At 72.9% G+C, this 21,526-nt stretch carries 18 protein-coding genes; 8 read left to right on the top strand and 10 right to left on the bottom strand.

Annotated elements, in window-relative coordinates:
- The first annotated feature begins 71 nt into the window (after positions 1-71).
- Genes H516_RS0115680 through H516_RS0115670 form a run of 4 tightly spaced genes read left to right on the top strand, consistent with a single transcriptional unit; the run spans position 72 to position 2,190 of the window.
- Complete coding sequence (locus H516_RS0115680; protein ID WP_022890658.1) at positions 72-932, top strand: Fpg/Nei family DNA glycosylase; 861 nt, start codon at positions 72-74, stop codon at positions 930-932.
- A 25-nt stretch (positions 933-957) separates the two neighbouring features.
- On the top strand, positions 958-1,554 hold the full coding sequence (locus H516_RS0115675; protein WP_022890657.1) for a GNAT family N-acetyltransferase: 597 nt from the start codon (positions 958-960) through the stop codon (positions 1,552-1,554).
- On the top strand, positions 1,551-1,709 hold the full coding sequence (locus tag H516_RS22460; protein ID WP_169513528.1) for a hypothetical protein: 159 nt from the start codon (positions 1,551-1,553) through the stop codon (positions 1,707-1,709). Before H516_RS0115675 ends, H516_RS22460 begins: the two co-directional genes overlap by 4 nt.
- Before the next feature lie 28 nt (positions 1,710-1,737).
- Positions 1,738-2,190: a nitroreductase family deazaflavin-dependent oxidoreductase gene (locus tag H516_RS0115670; protein ID WP_245561850.1), complete on the top strand. Its 453-nt coding sequence runs from the start codon at positions 1,738-1,740 to the stop codon at positions 2,188-2,190.
- Here the strand turns inward: H516_RS0115670 and H516_RS22455 are convergent.
- Positions 2,162-4,033 carry a chorismate-binding protein gene (locus tag H516_RS22455; protein ID WP_022890655.1) on the bottom strand — a complete coding sequence of 624 codons (1,872 nt, stop codon included), beginning with the start codon at positions 4,031-4,033 and terminating at the stop codon, positions 2,162-2,164. The genes H516_RS0115670 and H516_RS22455 overlap by 29 nt on opposite strands.
- Before the next feature lie 202 nt (positions 4,034-4,235).
- Here H516_RS22455 and H516_RS0115660 point away from each other — a divergent pair, with 202 nt between their 5' ends.
- Positions 4,236-5,063: a putative protein N(5)-glutamine methyltransferase gene (locus H516_RS0115660; protein WP_051138870.1), complete on the top strand. Its 828-nt coding sequence runs from the start codon at positions 4,236-4,238 to the stop codon at positions 5,061-5,063.
- On the opposite strand, the gene H516_RS0115655 is transcribed toward H516_RS0115660, so the two are convergent.
- The gene (locus H516_RS0115655; protein WP_022890653.1) at positions 5,055-5,726 is read right to left on the bottom strand and encodes a phosphoribosyltransferase; all 672 of its coding nucleotides are present in this window, start codon (positions 5,724-5,726) and stop codon (positions 5,055-5,057) included. The genes H516_RS0115660 and H516_RS0115655 overlap by 9 nt on opposite strands.
- A 229-nt stretch (positions 5,727-5,955) precedes the next feature.
- On the opposite strand from H516_RS0115655, the gene H516_RS20565 reads away from it, so the two are divergent.
- Positions 5,956-7,671: a VWA domain-containing protein gene (locus H516_RS20565; RefSeq protein ID WP_022890652.1), complete on the top strand. Its 1,716-nt coding sequence runs from the start codon at positions 5,956-5,958 to the stop codon at positions 7,669-7,671.
- 80 nt (positions 7,672-7,751) lie between these two features.
- On the opposite strand, the gene H516_RS0115645 is transcribed toward H516_RS20565, so the two are convergent.
- From H516_RS0115645 to H516_RS20550, 7 genes are all read right to left on the bottom strand, one after another.
- Complete coding sequence (locus tag H516_RS0115645) at positions 7,752-9,290, bottom strand: MDR family MFS transporter (protein ID WP_022890651.1); 1,539 nt, start codon at positions 9,288-9,290, stop codon at positions 7,752-7,754.
- Positions 9,291-9,475: 185 nt separating this feature from the next.
- On the bottom strand, positions 9,476-9,619 hold the full coding sequence (locus H516_RS22450) for a hypothetical protein (RefSeq protein ID WP_022890650.1): 144 nt from the start codon (positions 9,617-9,619) through the stop codon (positions 9,476-9,478).
- Positions 9,616-10,761 (bottom strand): cysteine desulfurase family protein, encoded by a 1,146-nt coding sequence (locus H516_RS0115635; protein WP_022890649.1) that lies wholly within the window; start codon positions 10,759-10,761, stop codon positions 9,616-9,618. Before H516_RS0115635 ends, H516_RS22450 begins: the two co-directional genes overlap by 4 nt.
- A complete protein-coding gene (gene nadC / locus H516_RS20560) occupies positions 10,758-11,666 on the bottom strand; it encodes a carboxylating nicotinate-nucleotide diphosphorylase (protein ID WP_022890648.1) in 909 nt (302 codons plus the stop codon). Before nadC ends, H516_RS0115635 begins: the two co-directional genes overlap by 4 nt.
- Positions 11,666-13,231 carry an L-aspartate oxidase gene (gene nadB, locus H516_RS0115625; protein ID WP_022890647.1) on the bottom strand — a complete coding sequence of 522 codons (1,566 nt, stop codon included), beginning with the start codon at positions 13,229-13,231 and terminating at the stop codon, positions 11,666-11,668. Before nadB ends, nadC begins: the two co-directional genes overlap by 1 nt.
- 1 nt (position 13,232) lies before the next feature.
- Positions 13,233-14,603, bottom strand: a complete 1,371-nt coding sequence (nadA, locus tag H516_RS20555; RefSeq protein ID WP_022890646.1) for a quinolinate synthase NadA — start codon at positions 14,601-14,603, stop codon at positions 13,233-13,235.
- Positions 14,600-15,304: an NUDIX hydrolase gene (locus tag H516_RS20550; RefSeq protein ID WP_022890645.1), complete on the bottom strand. Its 705-nt coding sequence runs from the start codon at positions 15,302-15,304 to the stop codon at positions 14,600-14,602. Before H516_RS20550 ends, nadA begins: the two co-directional genes overlap by 4 nt.
- Before the next feature lie 226 nt (positions 15,305-15,530).
- Between H516_RS20550 and H516_RS21455 the strand changes: the two genes are divergently transcribed.
- Both H516_RS21455 and H516_RS0115605 read left to right on the top strand, forming a co-directional pair.
- Positions 15,531-16,055 (top strand): DUF6220 domain-containing protein, encoded by a 525-nt coding sequence (locus H516_RS21455; protein WP_022890644.1) that lies wholly within the window; start codon positions 15,531-15,533, stop codon positions 16,053-16,055.
- A 36-nt stretch (positions 16,056-16,091) separates the two neighbouring features.
- Positions 16,092-18,098, top strand: a complete 2,007-nt coding sequence (locus tag H516_RS0115605; RefSeq protein WP_022890643.1) for a multicopper oxidase family protein — start codon at positions 16,092-16,094, stop codon at positions 18,096-18,098.
- A 45-nt stretch (positions 18,099-18,143) separates the two neighbouring features.
- On the opposite strand, the gene H516_RS0115600 is transcribed toward H516_RS0115605, so the two are convergent.
- On the bottom strand, positions 18,144-21,428 hold the full coding sequence (locus tag H516_RS0115600; protein WP_022890642.1) for a hypothetical protein: 3,285 nt from the start codon (positions 21,426-21,428) through the stop codon (positions 18,144-18,146).
- Between the last annotated feature and the right edge of the window lie 98 nt (positions 21,429-21,526).

Below are 21,526 nucleotides of genomic sequence, written 5' to 3'. Positions count from 1 at the left end.
GCGGGCGCTCGCGCCGGGTGCGGTGGCACCCGGCGCGTGCGTTCGTCGGCGGTCGGTGACAGGATGCCACTGTGCCCGAGCTTCCCGAAGTGCAGGCGCTCGCCGCGTTCCTCGACGAGCGGGCGACCGGCCACGCCTTCGCCTCGCTCAGGGTCGCGGCGATCGCGGCGATGAAGACCTTCGACCCGCCGCTCTCGGCGCTCGACGGCGCCCGCATCGAGGGCGTGCGCCGCCACGGCAAGTTCGTCGACGTCGAATCGGCGGGGCTCCATCTCGTCTTCCACCTCGCCCGGGCGGGCTGGCTCCGCTGGTACGACGAGGTGCCGGCGACCCCGGTGAAGCCCGGCCGCTCGCCGCTCGCGCTTCGGGTGAGGCTCGACGACGCCTCGGGCTTCGACCTCACCGAGGCGGGCACGAAGAAGTCGCTCGCCGTGTACGTCGTGCGGAGTCCCGACGAGGTGCCCGGCATCGCGCGGCTCGGCCCCGACCCGACGGCTCCCGGCTTCACACTCGACGACTTCTCCGGCATCCTCGACGGCCGCCGAACGCAGATCAAGGGTCTCCTGCGCGACCAATCGGTGTTCGCCGGAATCGGCAACGCCTACTCCGACGAGATCCTGCACGCGGCCAGGCTCTCGCCGTACCTCCTCGCCGCGAAGCTCACGCCCGAACAGCTCGATCAGCTCTACCGCGCCATGCGCGACACCCTCGCCGAGGCGGTCGCCGTGGCATCCGGTCGCCCGCCCGCCGAGCTGAAGGACGCCAAGCGTCGCGCGATGCGCGTGCACGGGCGAACGGGTGAGACCTGCGACGTGTGCGGCGACACCGTCAGACAGGTGATCTTCGCCGATTCGACCTTCCAGTACTGCCCGGGCTGCCAGACCGGCGGCAAGCCGCTCGCCGACCGCGTGCGCTCCCGACTCGTGAAATGACGGTGCCGGCTGCGAAGCTGGGGTGATGACGACTTCCGAGGTGATGTGGCCCCGCCCTGCCGGCCCGCTCGAACTCCGGCTGCCGACGCGCGAGCTGCTCGACGAGGTGCTCCTCTGGCGCAACCGCCCCGAGGTGACGCGATGGCTGCTGCGCACCGTCGTCGAGCCCGAGGCGTTCACGACGACCTGGCTCGACGGCATCGGCGATCCGCTCGACCACTCCGCGATCGCGGTGCTGGGCGACGAGGTCGTCGGCACCGGTTCGCTCTGGTTGAGCGATGCGATGGGGCAGACCCACGGCGACCCCGCGAACTACGTGGGCGCCGAGGCCGGCATCGGCTACGGCGTCGCACCCGCCCACGCCGGTCACGGCTACGCGACCGACATCGCCCGGGCTCTCCTCGACCTCGCCTTCGGCGAACTCGGCGTGCACCGGGTCACCGCGGGCTGCTACGCCGACAACGTCGCGTCGTGGCGCGTCATGGAGAAACTCGGCATGCGCCGCGAGCAGCACGGCGTGCGCGACTCGTGGCACGCCGAGCTCGGCTGGGTCGACGGGTACAGCTACGCGATCCTGGCCGAGGAGTGGCGGGCGGCGCGAACCCTGCGAGCCGTCCCGTGACCGGCCGTGCCCCGCATCTGCTCGGCACCGAGCGACGCCGTGGGGCTCGGACTCGGCGACCGAGGCGGCCCGAGCGGCTCGGGCTCGCGATGCGCGGAAGCGGCGGCGACCTCGCCGGCGGCGAGCAGCTGCACGCGCGCAGCGAGCTCGGCTGACCTCGACTCGATCTCGAAGGAGATGCCGATGGACCTCGGAGCGAAGTTCCTCACCACCAGATGGGCGGTGCGACTGCCGATCCCGCTGTTCAAGGCAGGATTCGGGTTCCTGTTCTTCGGCCGGATGCTCCTGCTCGAGCATCGTGGGCGCTCGAGCGGCGAACGCCGGTACGTCGTGATCGAGGCGGCCGAGCGCGAGTCCGCCGATCGCATCGTCGTCGCCTCGGGATTCGGCCCGACCGCGCAGTGGTACCGAAACCTCCGGGCAGAGCCTCGCTGCGGGGTGAGCATCGGCTGGCGGCGCAGGGTGCCGGCGCGCGCAGAACTGCTCGACGCTGCAGAGAGCCGGGCGATGCTCGAGCGCTACATCCGCGATCGCCCGAAGGCCTGGGCGGTCCTGCACCGTGCGATCGTCGATGCGACCGGCGAGCCCGACCCCAAGATCCCGATGGTCAGGCTGCACCTCCGATCCGAGTCGTAGCCCCGAGCACGCCGTCGACGAGCAGCTCGAGCGTCGCGAGCCCGTCGACCGAGAGCACCGACTCGAGGTGGCCCTGCACCGAGGCCACCCCCGGCCCGCGCAGGGCGTGCACGACGCCGGTGCCGGCGTCGGCGGCGATCTCGAACGCGTGAGTCGGCGTCGCCCGATGTCCGGCGTCGAACGCCGTGAAGGTGTTGTAGTACCCGATCGTCGCGCGCTCGCCGAAGATGTCGGCCGTGCGCTGCACCCCCTGCTGCGGGGCGGTGAGCGGCGCGATCGCGAGTCCCGCCAACCGGGCGAGCACCTGATGGCTGAGACACACTGCGAGCATGGGCGCGCCCTGCGCGAGTCGGGCGGCGATGAGCTCGTGCAGCCGCGCCATGCGCGGATCGGCGGTGTCGCGCGGGTCGCCCGGGCCCGGGCCGAAGACGACGAGCTCCTCGTCGGGGGCGGTCTGCGCCGCATGCCACGCCACGATGCGGGCGTCGAGGCCGAGGTGGCGCAACTGGTGCGCGAGCATCGTGGTGAAGTCGTCGCCGGCGTCGACGACGAGGGCGCGGGCACCGCGCGGCGATGCGGAGGGCTGCGGCGTACTCCAGAAGGCGGCGAGCTGCGCGTTGCGTGCGTCGAGCAGCGGGTGCGATGCGGATGCCTCGGCGTCGACCCCGCGGGGACGCGTCGGCCGCGAGGCATCCTGCCGGGGGAGGGCGCCGATCGCGGTGAGCACCCCGGCCGCCTTCGCGTGGGTCTCGGCGACCTCGCCGTCGGCATCGGAGTGACGCACGAGGGTCGCGCCGACGGGCACGCGAACCGTGCCGGCGCCGTCGAGGTAGGCCGTGCGGATGAGGATCGGGGCATCGAGGTCGTAGCCCGACGCGGTCGGGGTGAAGCGGGCGAACACGCCCGCGTAGTAGCCGCGCGGGGTCGTCTCGTGGCGCGCGATCACGGTGCACGCGTTGCCCATCGGCGAGCCGGTGACGGTGGGTGCGAACATCGTGAGGCGCAGCACTTCGCGAGGGTCGAGACGGCTTCGGCCCTCGAGCAGGTACTCGGTGTGGGTGAGGCGCGACATCCGCTTCAGGAACGGGCCGCGGATGCGGCCGCCGCCGGGGCAGACCGCGCTCATCATCTTGAGTTCCTCGTCGACCACCATGACGAGCTCCTCCCGCTCCTTCACATCGCTGAGGAACTCCTCGAGCGCGGACTCGTCGGGCGGCCCGTCGAGATGCCGGAACGTGCCGCTGATCGGATTCATCGAGACCACGCCGCCGACCTGACCGACGTGCCGCTCGGGCGTCGCGCCGGCCGCGGAGAGCCCGGGCGTGTGGACGGCGAACGTCCAGAAGGCGCCGCGCTCGAACTCGAGGAGGGCACGCAGCCAGGCGAGCACCGCGTGTGCGGCTGGGGCGCTCGTCGTGCCGGTGAACTCGCGGCGGATCACGAAGTTCGCGCCCTCGCCCCGCCCGATCTCCTCGGCGATGACGCGCCGCACGGCGTTCGCATAGTCGGCGTCGGTCACGTCGACGGCAAGGTCGTCGACGACGACGGGATGCTCCGGCAGCAGGCCGATCGCCGTGTCGACCGGAAGCGACTCGCGCTCGTGGACGACGAGGCAGCGGAGCGGCGCTCCGTCGTCGAGCGCGTCGAACCCGCGCTCGCGCACCTGGCGGAACGGCACGAGGGCGAGTACTTCGGCGCCGTCGAGGGGGATGTCGGCGAGGGTCGCCACATCGACCACCTCGCCGACGAGCACATCGAGCGTCGCCTCGTGCTCGCGGCGGATCACGGCGAAGGGCGGCGGCTGGTCTGCGGCGAGCAACGTGGAAAGCAGCGTCATGGTCATCTCCGGTCGGGCCCTCGGACGGACCCTCCGCAGAAATGCGAAACGACCGCCCTCGGGCGGTCGTCGTGCGTCGGAACGCGTGGCCGCCTAGGAGGCGGGCCACCAGTTGCGGTTCGACGCGGTCATGCCGATGAGACTACGGCATGGCGTGGGCCGGCGCCACGCGCCCGTCGTCGTCGCGTCGTCGCGCTACGATCCGGTGGTGCCCTCCGCGGATCTCTTCGACGTCTCGCCGGACGCCTCCGTGCCAGAGGCGCTCGTCGCCCGCCTGCGCGCCGCGGGCTGCGTCTTCGCCGAGGACGAGGCGGCGCTGCTCGTCGGCGCGAGCATCGACCCCGCCGTCGTCGAGGAGCTGGTCGCGCGACGCGTCGCGGGCGAACCGCTCGAGGCGCTGCTCGGCTGGGCCGAGTTCGCGGGGCTCCGCCTGGAGGTCGAACCGGGGGCGTTCGTTCCCCGTCACCGCACCGAGGCACTCGCCGCCGAGGCCGCCCGCCGCGCGCGGCTGGCCTCCGAGGGCCATGGTCGCCCCGCCGTCGTCGTCGACCTGTGCTGCGGCGTCGGCGCGATCGGTGCCGTCGTCGCCGAGTCGGCCTCGCCCGTCGTGCTGCTGGCCGCCGACCTCGACCCCGCCGCCGTGCGCGCCGCCCGGCGCAACCTCGAACCTCGCGGCGGGCGGGTCTTCGAGGGCGATCTCTACGACGCCCTGCCGCAGGAGTACGCGGGCCGGGTCGACGTGCTCGCCGTCAACGCCCCCTATGTGCCGAGCGGTGAGATCGCGTTCATGCCGCCCGAGGCGCGCGACCACGAGGCGCGCATCGCGCTCGACGGCGGAGCCGACGGGCTCGACGTGCACCGCCGGGTCGCGGCATCCGCCGTTCGCTGGCTGGCGCCCGGCGGCAGCCTCGTCATCGAGACGAGCGAGCGCCAGGCCGAGACGGCCGCAGCGCTCCTGCACGATGGCGGGCTCGACGCCGTCGTCGTCCAGGGCGACGATGTGACCCTCGTCGTCGGCTCGCGCCCCTCAGCCTGAACGCGCCGCGAGCAACCGCGCGACCTCCTCGTCCTCGGTCTGGCGGAAGTCGAGGTAGTGCATGCCGACGGCCATGAAGCCCGGTGGCGCGAGCAGGCAGATCACCTCGTCGACTTCGGGCATCGCCGCGATCTCGGCGAGGCTCTCGGGTGCACCGACCGGGGTTGCGACGATGAGACGGGCGGCGCCCCGGGCGTGCGCCACCCGACACGCCACCCGCATCGTCGCTCCGGTGGCGATGCCGTCGTCGACGATCACGGCGGTCCGGCCGGCGAGGGGGACGGGCTCGCCGCCGCCGCGGAACCGCGTCACCCGCGCCTCGAGCTCCGCGCGCTCGCGGCGCTCGACCGCGGCGAGTTCCGTGCGGGCGGCGCGGGAGCTCGCGAGGACGTCGTCGTTGAGCACCCGGGCACCGGTCTCGCCGATCGCCCCCATCGCGAGCTCGGGCCGACCCGGCATGCCGAGCTTGCGCACCACGAGCACATCGAGGGGAGCGCCGAGCGCCGCCGCGACCGGGGCGGCCACGGGCACGCCGCCGCGCGGAAGCCCGAGCACGACCGGCGGCGCCGTCGCCGTGCCGAACTCGGCGAACTCGGCGAGTTCGGCGAGGAGCCGCCGGGCGAGCGCCGCGCCGGCTTCGCTGCGATTCGCGAACGCGTCCATGTGAGTCGTCGGGATGCCTCGTGGCCGCCCATCCTCCTTCCGGACTAGTCCTTCGGGCCGGGTCCGTCAACCCGTTGCCGGACGGGCCGGGGCGCGGCGGACGGACGGCGAAAAGTCGAGCGGAGTTCGCGTTCGCCGCGACGTCGCCTACACTGAGGCAATCCTTCCCCGACCGGGGAACCCGAACAAGGATTCGGCGGGAACCCGATCCCGCTTGCTTGGAGAGCCCGTGGGACGTCATACCGTCGCGGCGCAGGCGAAGAAGCCGCGCCGTCATCTCGTCATGTCCGTCATCGCCGCGGTCGCCGCGGTCGGCGTCGTCGGTTCGGGGGTCTTCCTCTGGGTGGGCGGTCACTTCGATCCGCTGCTCGCCACCGCCGACGCCGGATGCACCGAACCCGAACAGCTCGTCGTCGTCGCCGACCGCTCGATCGCCCCGGCGCTCGCCGACATCGCCGACACCTTCGATCGCAAGTCGGGCGAGTGCGTCTCGACCGAGGTCACCGCACAGGATTCGGCCGACACGGCCGCCGTGCTCGCCTCGGGCGGTGTCGACGCCGATGCGTGGGTGCCCGAGTCGAGCGTGTGGCTCGACCGCATGAACGCGACCGCCGCATCCCTCGGGCAGACCGCTCCCGAGGTCGACGCGCGCGCTTCGATCGCCTCGACGCCGGTCGTCTTCGCCGCGGCCGCCACCGACGCGACCGAACTCGCGAGCGAACCGGTCAGCTGGTCGCGGGTGCTCGGCGGGGCGCTGCCGACGATCCTGCCCGACCCCGAGGCATCCGCGGCGAGTCTCGCCGGCCTGCTCGCACTGCGCGGCCATTCCTCCACTGAGGACCCTCGTCAGTTCGCCGGAGCGATGATCGCGCTCGGCAAGTCGATCCCCGCATCGACGAGCGCTGCGTTCAGCGCGCTCGGCGCCGGCGACACCCCCTCGGTCGTCATCACGACGGAGGCGCAGGTCGCCGCCTACAACAGCGAAGAGCCGCCGGAGCCGCTCGTCGCCGCGTACCCGGCCGACGGCACCCTCGCGCTCGACTACCCCTTCGTGCGACTCGCCGCCCAGGGCGACGCCGAGGGTGAAGAGCCCGCCGCCGACGCGGAGGACGGCGAGAAGTCCACGACCAAGGCCGAACTGCTCGACGCGTTCGAGGCCGCCGTGCGCGACGGCGCGAAGCCCCTCGCGAAGGCCGGGTTCCGCGCCGCAGACGGCAGCGGACTCCTCGACCTGGCCGGGGTGGGAGCCGAAGGCCCCGCCGCCGAGCCCGCCGCCGACGCCGCCGCGCAGCTCGAGATCCTGCGCGCCTGGGGCGTCCTGACGCTCCGGTCGCGCATGCTCGCCGTCATCGACGTCTCGGGGTCGATGGAGGAGCCGGCCGCGAACGGCCTGCGGCGCATCGACATCTTCCAGCAGGCCGCGCTCGGCGCCATGCAGAAGTTCTCGGGCGAGGTCGAACTGGGCGTCTGGGTGTTCTCGACCGCCCGCAACGGCGAACTCGACTACGAAGACCTCTCGCCGATCGCGCCGCTCGCAGACGCCGCGCATACGCAGCAGATCGCCGGCGTGATCCAGTCGCTGCCCGCGCGCCTCGGCGGCGCCACCGGACTCTACGACACGACGCTCGCCGCGGTGAAGCGGGTGCGCGAGACCTACGATCCTGAGAAGGTCAACTCGGTGCTGCTCATCACCGACGGCAAGAACGAGGACGAGAACGGCATCTCGCTCGACACGCTCCTCGCCGAGCTGAAGAAGATCGACGACCCGACGAAGCCCGTTCCGGTCATCATGGTCGGGTTCGGTCCCGACACCGACGTGCCGGCGATGCAGCAGATCGCGCAGGCCACGAAGGGTGCCGCGTACTCGGCCACGAAGCCCGAAGACCTCGGCATCGTGCTCGTCGACGCGCTTTCGCAGCGCTCCTGCCGCCCGAACTGCGGCTGAATCTCCACGAACGAACGGCAACGGCCCGGGCGGGAACGCCCGGGCCGTTGCCGTCGGTGCCTGCTGATGCTGCGCTCGGCTCAGTGGCCGACCGGTGCGCCCTGCTCCATGTCGGCAGGCTTGCGCACCAGGAACGCGCCGACCACCGCGACGAGCGAGATGATCGCGCCGACGAGGAATGCCGCGCGGATGCCGGCCGCTTCGGCCGCGATCGCCGGGGCGCCGCCCGCCGCGACCGTCGCGGTGCGGGAGGTCATCACCGTGATGAACAACGCCGTGCCGGCCGCGCCGGCGACCTGCTGGATGGTGCCGAGGATCGCCGAACCGTGCGAGTAGAAGCGCGGTTCGACCGAGCCGAGCGCCGAGGTGAACAGCGGGGTGAAGACGAACGCGAGCGAGGTCGACATGACCATGTGCGCGATGAGCACGAGCCAAGCGGGGGTCGACTCGGTGACGAGGGTGAGGCTCCACAGCACCGCCGCGACGCCGATCGTGCCGGGCACGAGCAACGGCGTCGGGCCGAGGCGATCGTAGAGCCGGCCGACGGTCGGCCCGAACAGCCCCATGATGAGCCCGCCCGGCAGCATCAGGAGTCCGGTCATGAGCGGTTCGAGCCCGAGGACGTTCTGCAGGTAGATCGGCAGCAGGATGATGGTGCCGAACAGGGCGGCCATCATCACCGTCATCAGGCCGATCGAGATCGAGAAGTTGCGCGAGCCGAAGGTACGGAGGTCGAGGAGCGCCCGATCGCTGCGCTGGAGCACGAGCTGCCGCAGGATGAAGGCGGCGATGCCGGCCACGCCGACCGCGATCGAGATCCACATGGCGGCCTGGTCGGCGGGGGAGCGGCCGCTCACGACGCCGCCGACGAGGCTCAGGCCGTAGACGAGCCCGCCGAAGCCGAGAGCCGAGAGCACGATCGAGAAGGCGTCGATCGGCAGCTCGCGGGTCTCACTGACGTTCTCGACGCGGCGGATGCCGACGACGAGCATCACCAGGGCGATCGGCAGCACGAGCCAGAACATGAACCGCCACGAGAGGAACGTCAGGATGACGCCCGAGATCGTGGGGCCGATGGCGGGGGCGACCGACATGACGATCGACACCCGGCCCATGAAGCGGCCGCGGTCGGCGGGCGCGACGAGGGTCATGAGGGTCGTCATGAGCAGCGGCATCATGATCGCGGTGCCGGTGGCCTGCACGACCCGGGCGCCGAGCAGTACCTCGAAGCCCGGGGCGACGGCCGCGAGGAGCGTGCCCGCAGAGAAGAGGCTCATCGCGAGGATGAACACCGGACGCGTCGGGATGCGCTGAAGCATGAACCCCGTGATCGGGATGACGACCGCCATCGTCAGCATGAACGCCGTGGTGAGCCACTGGGCGGCCGAGAGCGTGATGTGCAGGTCGTCGACGAGGTGCGGGATCGCGACGCCCATGATCGTCTCGTTCAGGAAGACGACGAAGGTCGCGGCCAGCAGCAGCCAGATCACCCGCGAGTTGCGGGCGCCGTGCGCGGGCTGGTGGGCGATGACCGCCGCGTCCTGGGCGGCGGCTTCGGCGCTGATGGCCGGGGTCGAGGCGGTCGAGGGATCGAGGTCGGATACGGCGCGTTCGGTCACAGCGGTGAGTCCAATCGAGATCGGCGCGGGTGCGCCGGAGTCAGGCGTCGAAACGTGAGAGAGATCGAATAGGTGGGTCAACCCGCGGGGGGCGACGCGCTATTCCCAGATGCCGAGATCGATCGGAATGCATGGAACGCGGCCGCCGCGGCGACCGCGTTCACGAGAATGTGCGGAGTCGCGGGCTACGGAGCCGGTGCCGGACCGTCGGTCGGCGTCGGGCGAGGCAGCCAACCCTCGAGCAGCTGCTCTTCGGGGGCCAGCTCGTTCTCGACGCGGCGGTCGTTCGCGTCGTCGTCGGCGGCAGGTGCGGGAATCGAATTGCTCATGTCGTCACGATACCGCGCACCGCGGACACGGCCCGTGCCACGGCGGTCGCGGCATCCTCGATCTCGCTCGCCGTCGTCGACGAACCGAGCGTGAACCTGACGGCGGTCTGCGCGAGATCGGCCGGCAGGCCGATCGCAGTGAGCACGTGCGAGGGCTCGTCGCTGCCCGCGGCGCACGCCGAGCCGCTCGAGCAGACGACGCCGTCGCGCTCGAGTTCGAGCAGCACCGCTTCGCCGCTCGTGCCGGGGAAGACGAACGACACCGTGCCGGGCAGCCGCCGGGTCGCGTCGCCCGTGAGCCGGGCCTCAGGCACCTCGGCGAGCACGCGGGCCGCGAGTCGGGCGCCGAGGGCGCCGACGCGGGCCGCGGCCGAGGCGCGCTCGGCTTCGGCGAGCCGGAGCGCCGTCGCGAAGGCGACCGCTCCCGCGACGTTCTCGGTGCCCGAGCGTCGGCCGCGCTCCTGGCCGCCGCCGTGCAGCACCGCCTCGAGCGGCAGCCGGCCGCGCACGATGAGCGCGCCCGTGCCCTTCGGGGCGCCCACCTTGTGCCCGGCGAGCGAGAGCGCGTCCACGCCGAGCTCGTCGAGCCCGAGCGGCAGCCAGCCCGCGGCCTGCACCGCATCGCTGTGCATCAGGGCGCCGTGCGCGTGCGCGAGCGCCGCGAGCTCCGCGACGGGCTGCACGGTGCCGATCTCGTTGTTCGCGAGCTGCACCGAGATGAGCGCGGTGTCCGGCCGGAGCACCGCGGCGAGCGCGTCCGGCGAGACCAGCCCCGCGGCATCCACCGCGACCTCTGAGATCTCGAAGCCGTGATGCCGGGCGAGGTACGCGGCCGACTCGAGCACCGCTTCGTGCTCGATGGGGGAGACGACGAGGTGCCCGCCCCGCGGCGCCGCGAGCGCGAGGCCCTTCAGCGCGAGGTTGTCGGCCTCGGTGCCGCCGCTCGTGAAGACGACATCGCCAGGGCGGGCGCCTACGACCTCCGCGACTGCGAGGCGCGCGGCAGCGAGGGCCCGCGCGGCCTCGTCTCCGAGCCCGTGCCGGCTCGATGGGTTGCCGAAGGCCCCCGTCAGATAGGGCCACATCGCCTCGAGCGCCTCCCGGCGCACGGGCGTGGTCGCCGCGTGGTCGAGGAAGATCACGGATGCCCCGCAGGTGCGGTGGCCGGGGCGGCGACCTCGACGCGCGTGGCCGGCGCCTCGACGACGACGTCGAGCCCGAGGTCGAGCGAACGCACCGAATGGGTCAGCGCGCCGACCGAGATCACGTCGACCCCGGTCGCGGCGATCGCGGCGACCGTGTCGAGCGACACCCCGCCCGACGCCTCGACGACGGCGCGTCCCGCGATGAGGGCGACGCCTTCGACGAGGTCGTCGGTCGTGAAGTTGTCGAGCATGACCGTGTCGGCGCCGCCCGCGAGCACCGCCTCGATCTGCTCGAGGCGGTCGACCTCGACCTCGAGGTGGGCGGTGTGCGGCATCCGATCGCGCGCCGCGCGCAGCGCGGCGGCCAGGTCGGTGCCGTCGGCTGTGAGCACGGCGAGGTGGTTGTCCTTCGCCATGATCGCGTCGGAGAGCGAGCGCCGGTGGTTGCGCCCGCCGCCGTCGCGCACGGCCTGCCGCTCGAGGCTGCGGAGGCCGGGCGTGGTCTTGCGGGTGTCGACGATGCGCGCTCGGGTGCCCGCGGCCGCGGTGACGTAGCGCGCCGTCAACGTGGCGATGCCCGACATGCGCTGCACGAGGTTGAGGCCCACGCGTTCGGCGCGCAGGATGCCCCGCGCGGGCCCCTGCACGCGCGCGAGCACCTGTCCGGCGGCGAAGGCCTCGCCGTCAGCGGCGAGCTGCACGACGGCGACGCGGGCATCGACGAGACGGAACGCCGCGGCGAACACCTCGATGCCGCTGAGCACGCCCGGCTCGCGGGCGACGAGCTCGGCCGTCGCGGTCGCCGCCTGCGGGATCAGCGTCTCGCTCGTGAGGTCGCCCCACGGGGCATCCTCGTCGAGGGCCATCGTCACGATGCGGTCGATCTCACGGGCTTCGGTCATCAGGCGGCCTCCAGTTCGGGTGCGAGCGCGGGTGCGGCGGCGCCGGGCGCGCCCGACGGGTCGTCGGTGCGGAAGTGGGCGCCGGCGCTCGCCCGGCGCGCGAGCGCCGCGGCGACGGTGAGGCGGGCGAGGTCGAGCAGGTTGCGGTCTTCGGCCGAGCGGCGATCGACGGGCGCGGGGGCGCTCCACCCGTCGAGTCGTACGGATGCCTCGGCGAGTCCCTGCTCGTCGCGCTCGAGCCCGACGTGCTCCCACATGAGCGCCTGAAGCGCGGCTCGGTCGACCGGGACACGTGACGAGTCGTCAGCACGCGGCCGCGACACGCCGTCCCGCACCGGCTCCTGCGCAGTGTGCCGATCGTGGGTGCCGACGACCGGCGACGAGACCGGCGAGGCGATCGCCCGCGCGGCCCGCTCGGCGAACACGGCCGCCTCCAGCAGCGAGTTGGAGGCGAGCCGGTTGGCGCCGTGCACGCCGGTGCGGGCGCACTCGCCGACGGCGTAGAGGCCGGCGAGGCTCGCGCGGCCGTCGAGGTCGGTGGCGACGCCCCCCATCGCGTAGTGCGCGGCGGGCGTCACGGGCACGGGCTCGCGGCTCCAGTCGAAGCCGTCGTCGCGCACCACCCGGTCGAGTCCGGGGAACCGCTCGGCGAGGAACTCCTCGCCGAGTGCGGTCGCGTCGAGCCGCACAGGCTCGCCGCCCTGTGCAGCCATGCGCCGCCAGACCGCGCGGGCGACGACGTCGCGGGGGGCGAGCTCGGCGTCGGGGTGCACTTCGGTCATGAACCGGCGCCCCGCCACGTCGCGAAGTACCGCGCCCTCTCCTCGCACGGCCTCGGAGATGAGCGGCGTGCCGGGAGCGGCGAGCGCCGTCGGGTGGAACTGCGTGAACTCGAGGTCGGCGACGGCCGCGCCCGCGCGCCAGGCGGCGGCGACACCGTCGCCCGTTGCGACGTCGGGGTTGGTGGTGTGCCGGTAGAGCCGCCCGTTGCCGCCGGTCGCGAGCACGACCGCGTCGGCGCGGCGCAGGGTGATCGCGCCCTGCCCGTCGAGGAGCCGCGCGCCGACGACGGCCGGGCGCCCGCCGTGCCCCGGCTCGACCAGGAGGTCGACGAGCATCGTGCGCTCGTCGATGCGCACTGCACGCCGTCGCACCGTGCCGACGAGCGCCGCCTCGATGGCCGCGCCCGTCGCGTCGCCGCCGGCGTGCACGATGCGGGCGCGCGAGTGCGCGGCCTCGAGCCCGCGTGAGAGGCCCGAGTCGCCGCGGTCGAAGGCGACGCCGAATCGGATCAGGTCGCGCACGCGCGCCGGTCCTTCATCGCAGAGCACCCGCACCGCCTCGAGGTCGGCCAGGCCCGCGCCCGCGCCGAGCGTGTCGGCCATGTGACGGGCGGCCGAGTCGTCGGGGAAGAGCGCCGCGGCGATGCCGCCCTGCGCGTACCTCGTGTTGCTCTCGGCGAGCTCGGTCTTCGTGACCAGTTCGACCGAGCAGCCGGCGTCGGCCGAGCGCACCGCGGCCCAGAGGCCCGCGATTCCCCCGCCGATGACGAGCACGCGCGTCATGTCAGGCTCCGGTCTCGAGACGCGTCGCCTCCGGCGGCGCTCCTCGACCGGCGGAAGGAGACGCCGGCGGCTTCGCCGCGAGCATGCGCTCGAGGGCGACGCGCGCGGGATCGGCGACGTCGGCCGGAACCGTGATGCGGTTGACGACGCGGCCGGCGACGAGCTCCTCGAGCACCCACGCGAGGTAGCCCGGGTGGATCCGGTACATCGTCGAGCAGGGGCAGACGACGGGGTCGAGACAGAAGATCTCGTGCTCGGGGTGCTCGGCCGCGAGGCGCTGCACGAGGTTGATCTCGGTGCCGATCGCGAAGGTGGAGCCCGCCGGGGCGGCCTGGATCGCCTTCACGATGAAGTCGGTCGAGCCGGCCGCATCGGCGGCGTCGACGACGGGCATCGGGCACTCGGGGTGCACGATGACCTGCACGCCGGGGTGCGAGGCGCGCGCCGCGGCGATCTGGTCGACGGTGAAGCGCCGGTGCACCGAGCAGAATCCGTGCCAGAGGATGACCTTCGCATCGAGGAGCTCGTCGGACGAGGATCCGCCGAGCGGCTTCCGCGGGTTCCACATCGGCATCCGGGAGAGCGGCACGCCCATCGCCTTCGCCGTGTTGCGTCCGAGGTGCTGGTCGGGGAAGAACAGCACCCGCTGCCCGCGCTCGAAGGCCTGCTCGAGCACGATGCGCGCGTTCGAGGACGTGCAGACGATGCCGCCGTGCCTGCCGACGAAGCCCTTGAGCGCCGCCGAGGAGTTCATGTAGGTCACCGGGATGACCGGCACCCGCCCCGTGGCATCCGCAACGTCGAGGTCGCCGTAGACCTCGGCGAGCTGCTCCCAGCACTCCTCGACCGAGCTCTCGTCGGCCATGTCGGCCATCGAGCAGCCCGCGGCGAGGTTCGGCAGGATCACGGCCTGCTCGGGGCGCGAGAGGAGGTCGGCCGTCTCGGCCATGAAGTGCACGCCGCAGAAGACGATGGCGTCGGCATCGGGCCGCGTGAGCGCCGCGTTCGCGAGCTGGAACGAATCGCCCACGAAGTCGGCGTGCTCGACGACCTCGTCGCGCTGGTAGAAGTGGCCGAGCACGACGACGCGCTCGCCGAGGGTCGCTTTCGCGGCACGGATGCGCGCGTGCAGTTCGTCGTCGCTCGCGAGCCGATACGCCTCGGGGAGCGCACCCTGGCGGGGTGAGCCGGTTGGGATGACGTCGCCCATCGAGGCGCCGGGGCCGTAGCCGGCGGGGCCCGCGTCGAACTCCCAGGGGCCGTCCGCGAGCTCGGGCGCGCAGCTCGCCCCCTCGGTCGCGCCCGCCGCGATGAGCTTCAGCGTGCGGTCGACGGATGCCGCGTTGCGCACGTCGGGGTTCGTGATGGTCATGAGGCGGGCCTCTCGCTCTGGAAGGGTTCTCGGGCCTCGGCCGTTCGTGCCGAGGGGTCGTAGCGGTAGAGCTTCGGTGGGCGGTGCGCGGCGCCGGCGAGGAGTTCGCCGGTCTCGCGCAGTCGGCCCGACGCGATCATCGTGCGCCGGAAGTTCGCCGGATCGAGGCTGCGCTGGAGCACCGCCTCGTAGATCTCCCGGAGCTCGGCGAGCGTGAACTGCTCGCCGAGGAAGGCGTGCGCGATCTCGGTGTACTCGACCTTCGTGCGGAGCCGCCAGAGCGCGTACTCGACGATGCGACGGTGGTCGAAGGCCAGTTCGGGCAACGTGTCGGCCGGAACCCAGCGCACGTTCGGCCCGGCGACGGCGCGTGCGGCCTCATCGCTCTGCACGAGCGCCCAGTAGACGACCGAGACGACGCGGGCGTCGGGGGAGCGGTCGACGTCGCCGAAGGTGTAGAGCTGCTCGAGGTACTTGGGGGCGAGGCCGGTCGTCGCGCGCAGTGTGCGGGCGGCGGCGACCTCGAGCTCCTCGTTGACCGGGAGCCAGCCGCCGGGCAGCGCCCAGAGGCCGCGCTGGGGCTCGCGGGTGCGACGCACGAGCGGGGTCCAGAGCACGGCTCGGCCTGCGGCGTCGGGGCGCAGCGCGAAGATCACCGTGGAGACGGCGAGCCTGGTCGGGGCGTCGAGCTGGTGCGGCATTCCTCGTCCTTCCGTCGGTGATCGATGGTGATGGATGGGGGTTGAACGGCTTCGAGTCAGGTTGACTCGAAGTGCGGCGATGCTCAGCTTACAGTCGAGATGACCAGAAGGCGAACTCGGGGGAGGCGCTGACCGCGGATCCGTGCCGCCACTGATGCCGCCCAGGACGGCCGACGCGCACGATGAGGTGTCCGAACCCCGATCGCCCTGGAAGCGAGGCGTCGAAATGCGCAAGCTCTATCTCACCGTCACCGTCCTCTTCACGGCCGGCGTCATGCTGCAGCTCTACCTTGCCGCGGTGGGCGTCTTCTCCGATCCCGAAGACGAGCTCTTCGCGATCCACGGCACCAACGGCCGCATCGTGCTGCCGATCCTCGCGCTGCTGCTCATCATCACCGCGGCCCTCGCGAAGGCCGGCAAGCGCACCGTCTGGCTCTCGGCACTGCCGCTGATCCTGCTCGTCGTCCAGACGCTGCTGTTCATCCTCACGGGCGTCGTCTTCGGCCTCGGTCCCGACGACCACACCGCACCGCCGCTCGGCGCGACGCTCATGGTGTCGCTGCACGGCCTCAACGGCGCGATCATCCTCATCGCGGCGATCGTGCTGGTCGGCCGGGCGCGCAGGCTCGTGCGCGAGGGTCGCCCTGGTGAGCCCGCCATCGGCGACGGTGCGGATGCCTCGGCACCCACCTCGCACGCGGAGACCGAGCCGACCGTCGAAGCCGCCCCGGACCCCGCGGCGAGCCGCTGAGTCCGTCGCGACCACACTCACGGTGAGGAGGGCGAGATGACCACCGCCGCCCTCCTCGCCGTGTACGCCGCGGCCATCCTCGCGGCCTCCGGTGCGCAGCTCGCCGCCGGGTTCGTCGCCGTCGGGGCCGCCCGTCCGCCGACGGTCCGCGAGCGCCGGCTCGTCGTCGGGCTCGTCGCCGGGGCTGCGACGGCGGTGCTCGTCTCGACCGTCCTCGCGGTGCTCCTCGCCGGTCGCGGCTGGTGGTTCGCCGGCGAGAAGCTCGTCGTCGCGTCGCCCTTCGCCGCGGTCGGCCTCGGCTGCGCGGTCGTCGGTCTCGTGCGCTGGCGCCGCGAACCCGCCGAGCCCGGTCCGCGGGTGCTCATGCTCGGCGGCGGCTTCGCCGTCGCAGCCGGCGCGGCGGCGTGCTGGATCCTCGGCTACCCGCCGATGCCCGCCGCGACGGCGGTCCTCGCCGGGCTCGTGGTGCTCGGCACCGGACTCGCGTGGGCGGTGCTCGCCCGACGCGGCCGCCGCGCGATCGTCGGGTTCGCCGGCATCGGCGTGATCGTGCTCGCCGGCTCGATCGGCTGGGTGTGGCTCGCCGACACCGCGCCGCCCTCGATCGAGGCCTCGGCCGCGCACGCCCACGCCGGCGGCGCGCCGGGCGCGAACGCGGGCGCACTCCCCGCGAGCGGCGCCGGCGCCGAGGCATCCGCTGCGGTCTCGGTCGACGAACTTCGGACCCCTGAAGGTCTCGACGCCCCGGTGCGGCGCATCGAGCTCGTCGCCGCGCATCGCGAGCTCACCCTCTCGAGCGGCACCGAGATCGAGGCCTGGTCGTTCGGCGATCGCCTGCCTGGCCCCGAGATCAGGGTGACCGAGGGCGAGCTCGTCGAGGCGACGTTGCGAAATCGCGACATCGACGACGGCGTCACGCTGCACTGGCACGGCGTCGACGTGCCGAACGGCGAGGACGGGGTGGCGGGCGTGACGCAGGACGCGGTCATGCCGGGCGGCGAGTTCGTCTCGCGCTTCGTCGCCGACACCCCGGGCAGCTACTGGTACCACACCCACCAGGTCTCCTCAGAGGGCGTGCGGCGCGGCCTCTACGGCATGCTCGTCGTCGAACCCGCGGGCGGCGTCGCCGAGGCGCTCGACCTCGCGGTGCCCGTGCACACGATCGGCGGCGCCGTGCTCCTCGGCGGGGACGACGGCGAGCAGCTGCACGAGGCCGAACCCGGCACCGCCGTGCGGCTCCGCGTCGCGAACACCGACCGCACGCCGCTGCGCGCCGCGGTCGCCGGGGCGCCGTTCCGCGTCGTCGCCGTCGACGGCCGCGACCTCGACGGCGGCCGGGAGCTGACGGGGGAGGCGGTCGCGCTCGGCGCCGGGGCCCGCGCAGACCTCGTGTTCGAGATGCCCGACGGCGAGGTCCGGTTCGTCGTCGATGCGACCGACGGCTCTGCACTCGTGTTCCGGCCGCCGGGCGATGGAGCGACCGGCGACAGCGCCGACGCCGGCCCCGAGGCATCCGAGCCCGCCCCTGCCGAACTGCCCGAGCTCGACCTGCTCGACTACGGCACACCGCCCGAGACGCCGCCGGGCGAGGTGCCCGCCGAGTTCGGCGAGGTCACCGCCACCGCCGAGCTCGTGCTCGACCGCATGCCGCGCTTCGTCGGCGGCGCCCCGAATTACGCGTACACCGTGAACGGTCGCGTGTTCCCCCACATCGAGCCGGTCGAGGTCGACGAGGGCGACGTCGTGCGGCTGACGATCGCGAACCGCGGGTTCGAGGTGCACCCCATGCACGTGCACGGCCACCACGTGCTCGTGCTCTCACGCGACGGCGAGCCCGCACGCGGGGCACCGCTCTGGCTCGACACCGTCGACGTGCGCCCCGGCGAGGTGTGGGAGGTGCTGCTCGTCGCAGACAATCCCGGTATCTGGATGGACCACTGCCACGACCTCGAGCACGCCGCGGCGGGCATGATGATGAGCCTCGCCTACCGCGGCGTCGAGACGCCCTTCGAGCACGACGCGCACGGCAACCGGCCGGAGTGATCTGAGGGCCGTGCGGCCGTCGAACGGGCGGGTTCTCGGTCCGGCTCAGTCGGCTCCCTCGAGCTGGGCATCGATGCGCCCGCAGATCTCCGTCGTCTTCTCCTCGCCGAACAGGGCGGGAACGGTGTCGAGTCCTGGGTAGTGGTGGCTCGCGGCCGCCCGCTCGGCGCGCGTTGACCGGTCGCCTTGGCCGGGGCAGTTCGCTGCGGTGTGCAGCGCCGCGCTGAAGCGAGCCTGACTCGCCTCCGAGAGCGCCCAGCCGAGTGGCGGCACCACCGCCGGCTCCGACGCCGGTGCGACGACGATCACGCCGCCCTCGGCCGTGCCGCCCGGGCCGACGACCGCGTCGAACGCCGTCCGGCACGCTGAGAGTTCCCGGTCGCCCGTCATCTGTCCGGCGTCGCCCGTCGCCCGCTCGCCGGGGCACGACTCGGGCATGGAGAGCGCGATGCGCTGGATCCACGCATCTTGTCCGGTGAGGCGCACGCGCGCCGCGTTGCCCGTGATGGGGGCGAGCGGCTCGGCCTCGGCCCGGGCGATGTCGGTGACGAGGTCGTACCCCTGTGAGTTCCGCAGGTAGAGCAGCACCGGGACGAGCGTCACGTTCGAGCCGGGTCGGGCGTTCACCTCGGCGAAGCGGGCCATGAGTGCAGGCGCGATGTCGGCGATCGTGGCGAGCGAGGTGGGTTCGACGTAGCCGCCGTCGACGAACTGTGCGCCGGCCACATCGCCGCAGGGTGACTGCCCGGGCAGGCTGCCCGTCGGGGTGATCACGGCGAAGCGGGCGGAGAGCATCGCCGCCGTCGACCAGTCGAGGCCGGCGAGGCAGTCGGATGCGTCCTGCGCGTCGGCGAGGCCGGGCAGTTCGTCGAACTGCAGCATCGACGGAAGCCCGCCCGTGCCGTCGCACGGGCCGATCCGCCCCTCGCCATGCGCCGCGGGGTCGCTGCGGTCGGCGATGATCGGCGCCTGCTGTACGAGCAGCCGGCACTTCGTGACGACGTCGGCCGAGTTCATGAGCAGCGCGCCCGTGAGGGGGTCGATCTCGTTCGTGAACGGTTCGCCGAGCGAAGTGCCGTTCTCCCACCACGACTCGATCAAGGCCGCACGGTCGCGCCATCGCCAACCCTCGTCGTCGCCGAGTTCGGGGTCGAGGTACGAGGGCACGTGCACGCCCCAGCCGCCCGCGACGGCATCGCCGACGACGAGCCCGAGCGCGGCCGACGACACCGATTCGGGCCCCGAGAGGTTGCGGGCCTCGGAGACGATCGCTTCGGGGTCGCGCTGCGCGCGGTCGTCGATCGCGCTCGCGAGGGCGAGACCGACCGAGCCCCCGCTGATTCCGCTCGCGATAAGTCCGGAGCGGGCGGCACAGCCGTCGAGCGCTCCGAGCACCGAGGCCGTCCAGTAGGCGGCGCGGATGCCGCCGCCCTCCGAGGCGATGAGGAAGACCGGCCGGGCAGACGGGCCGCTCTCGTCGGGTTCACCGTCGTCGCCGACCTCGAGGGGGACCGCGCACTCGGTGTCGGCACGGAGCGCCTCGAGGCGATCGCGCAACGCATCAGGCTCGACGGGGTTCGCCGCCGGCTCGGTGTTCGACACGTGCACCTCGTGCAGCGCCGTGTCGGAGGCCCCTTTCCATGGCATCGCCGCGAGTGCGACATTGATCACGAGCGGGACGATGAGGCCGAGCGTGATGATGGGCGCCGCCCGCATGTTCATCCATCGGAACGGTGCGATGAGTTCGCGGGCCTGCACGATGAGCGTGAATGCACCGAACACCGCCACCCAGGCGCCGAGCGAGACGAGCATGACCGCGACCGCGCCGAAGGTCGCCCCGATCTGCGCGGGGAAGAGCAGGCCGCCGAGCAGCACCGCCGCGCCGGCGACGAAGGCCAGCCACTCGACCCAGCCCGATTTCGAGACGTGCACGCCGTCGGGATGCCGGGCGTCGGTCGGGTCGAGTCGCGAGCGCCGGGCCAGGCGGGCGCCCGACGTGAGCACGTTCGCAGTAGTGAGCGTCGCCCATGGAGCCAGGACGACAACGACGACCGAGAACGGGACGAGTACCCAGCCGAGGATTCCCGCGTCGGAGCCGCCCAGCACTATCGGCACGAGGAAGGAGCGCACGACGCCGATCGCGCCGACCACGAGCACGATCGCTGCGAGCGAGTCGCCGACGATCCAGCTGTCGGCGGCGCGTTCGACGTCGGCGGTGCGCGGCGATTCGGGATGCCTGCGCGACCAAGGCCAGGTGACGGCCGCGAGCACGGCGACGGCGAGCTCGACCCCGAGGATCGCGAGGAACGTCGGAAGGTGGATTGCCGCTGCCGAGCCGTTGAGCGCGGCGATGAGGAGGGTGATGACGGCGAGCAGGAGCTGGGCCGCCGGCGCGATGAGCCACGGACCCGCCGCGTGGAGCCATGACGGCGAGGGGCGCCCGACCCAGCCGTGAACGCGGGTCTCGATCATGTACCGGGTGCGTCGACGGTTGAGTGCGAAGGTGAGGAGGCCCGTGACGAGCAGGGCGGTGATGCCGAAGGCCGCATGCCAGCCGCCGAGCCGGCCATCGGCCCACTGTCGCTCCACGTCGGGGAGCTGGTCGAGGAGATCGGCCGCCGGGATGCACGCCAGCACGAAGAGGGCGAGGATCACGAGCGCGGCGAGCCGGTGCACCCAGATCGCTCGGCCGAGGCGGCGCAGCCGGCCGCCGATCCACGAGCGGTACTCGGGGATCCGCATCACGGCGACCGCGAGCACGATGAAGCCGAGCACCTTCGCGAGCGTGACGAAGGCGATGAGACGACCGACGGAGTGGGCGACGTCCGTCATGCCGGTCGCCACTGCGGCGCCGGCGCCGATCTGCAGGGCGGCCTCGAGGCATTCGCTCGCGAGAATCGTGGCGAAGGCGATCGCCGGCACGGCCTGCGCCGAACGCGGCGCGGTCAGGATCAGACGGTGCAGGAGGATCGCGTACGCCACCACCATGACTGCGTCGAGTGCCGCCGAGAGGATGATCCACTGTCCGATCTGCGTATGCCACGGCATCTCCGCCCAGGCGCTCCAGCTCGTTCGTTGCAGGAGCGAAAACGGGCTCAGCGCGAGGTTCAGCGAGTGGCTCTGACCTGCGGCGTCCGGCACGCTCGCGATGAGCCGGTCGAGTTCGGCCAGGGCGACGGCGATGAGCAGGACGATCGACGCGAGCGACAGTCCCTCGCCGATCCGCTGCCAGGTGCGCGCCTGGATGCCCGGCCACTCGGGGCGGTCGGGCGGGCCGTCGGGCGACGGTTCGTGCGGCCCCGTACTCGCCTTCTGCTGTTGTTGCGACATCAGCTTCCACCCGCCTTGGCTCGACCGTGCCGACGCGACGAGCGTACCGCCCGACGTCAGCGCCCGGCATACCGCGATCTGGGGGTGCCGAAGCCCGC

It is taken from the genome of Agromyces italicus DSM 16388, from assembly GCF_000421545.1.
Taxonomy (GTDB): Bacteria; Actinomycetota; Actinomycetes; order Actinomycetales; family Microbacteriaceae; genus Agromyces; species Agromyces italicus.
This window is presented reverse-complemented; position numbering and strand designations above follow the sequence as displayed.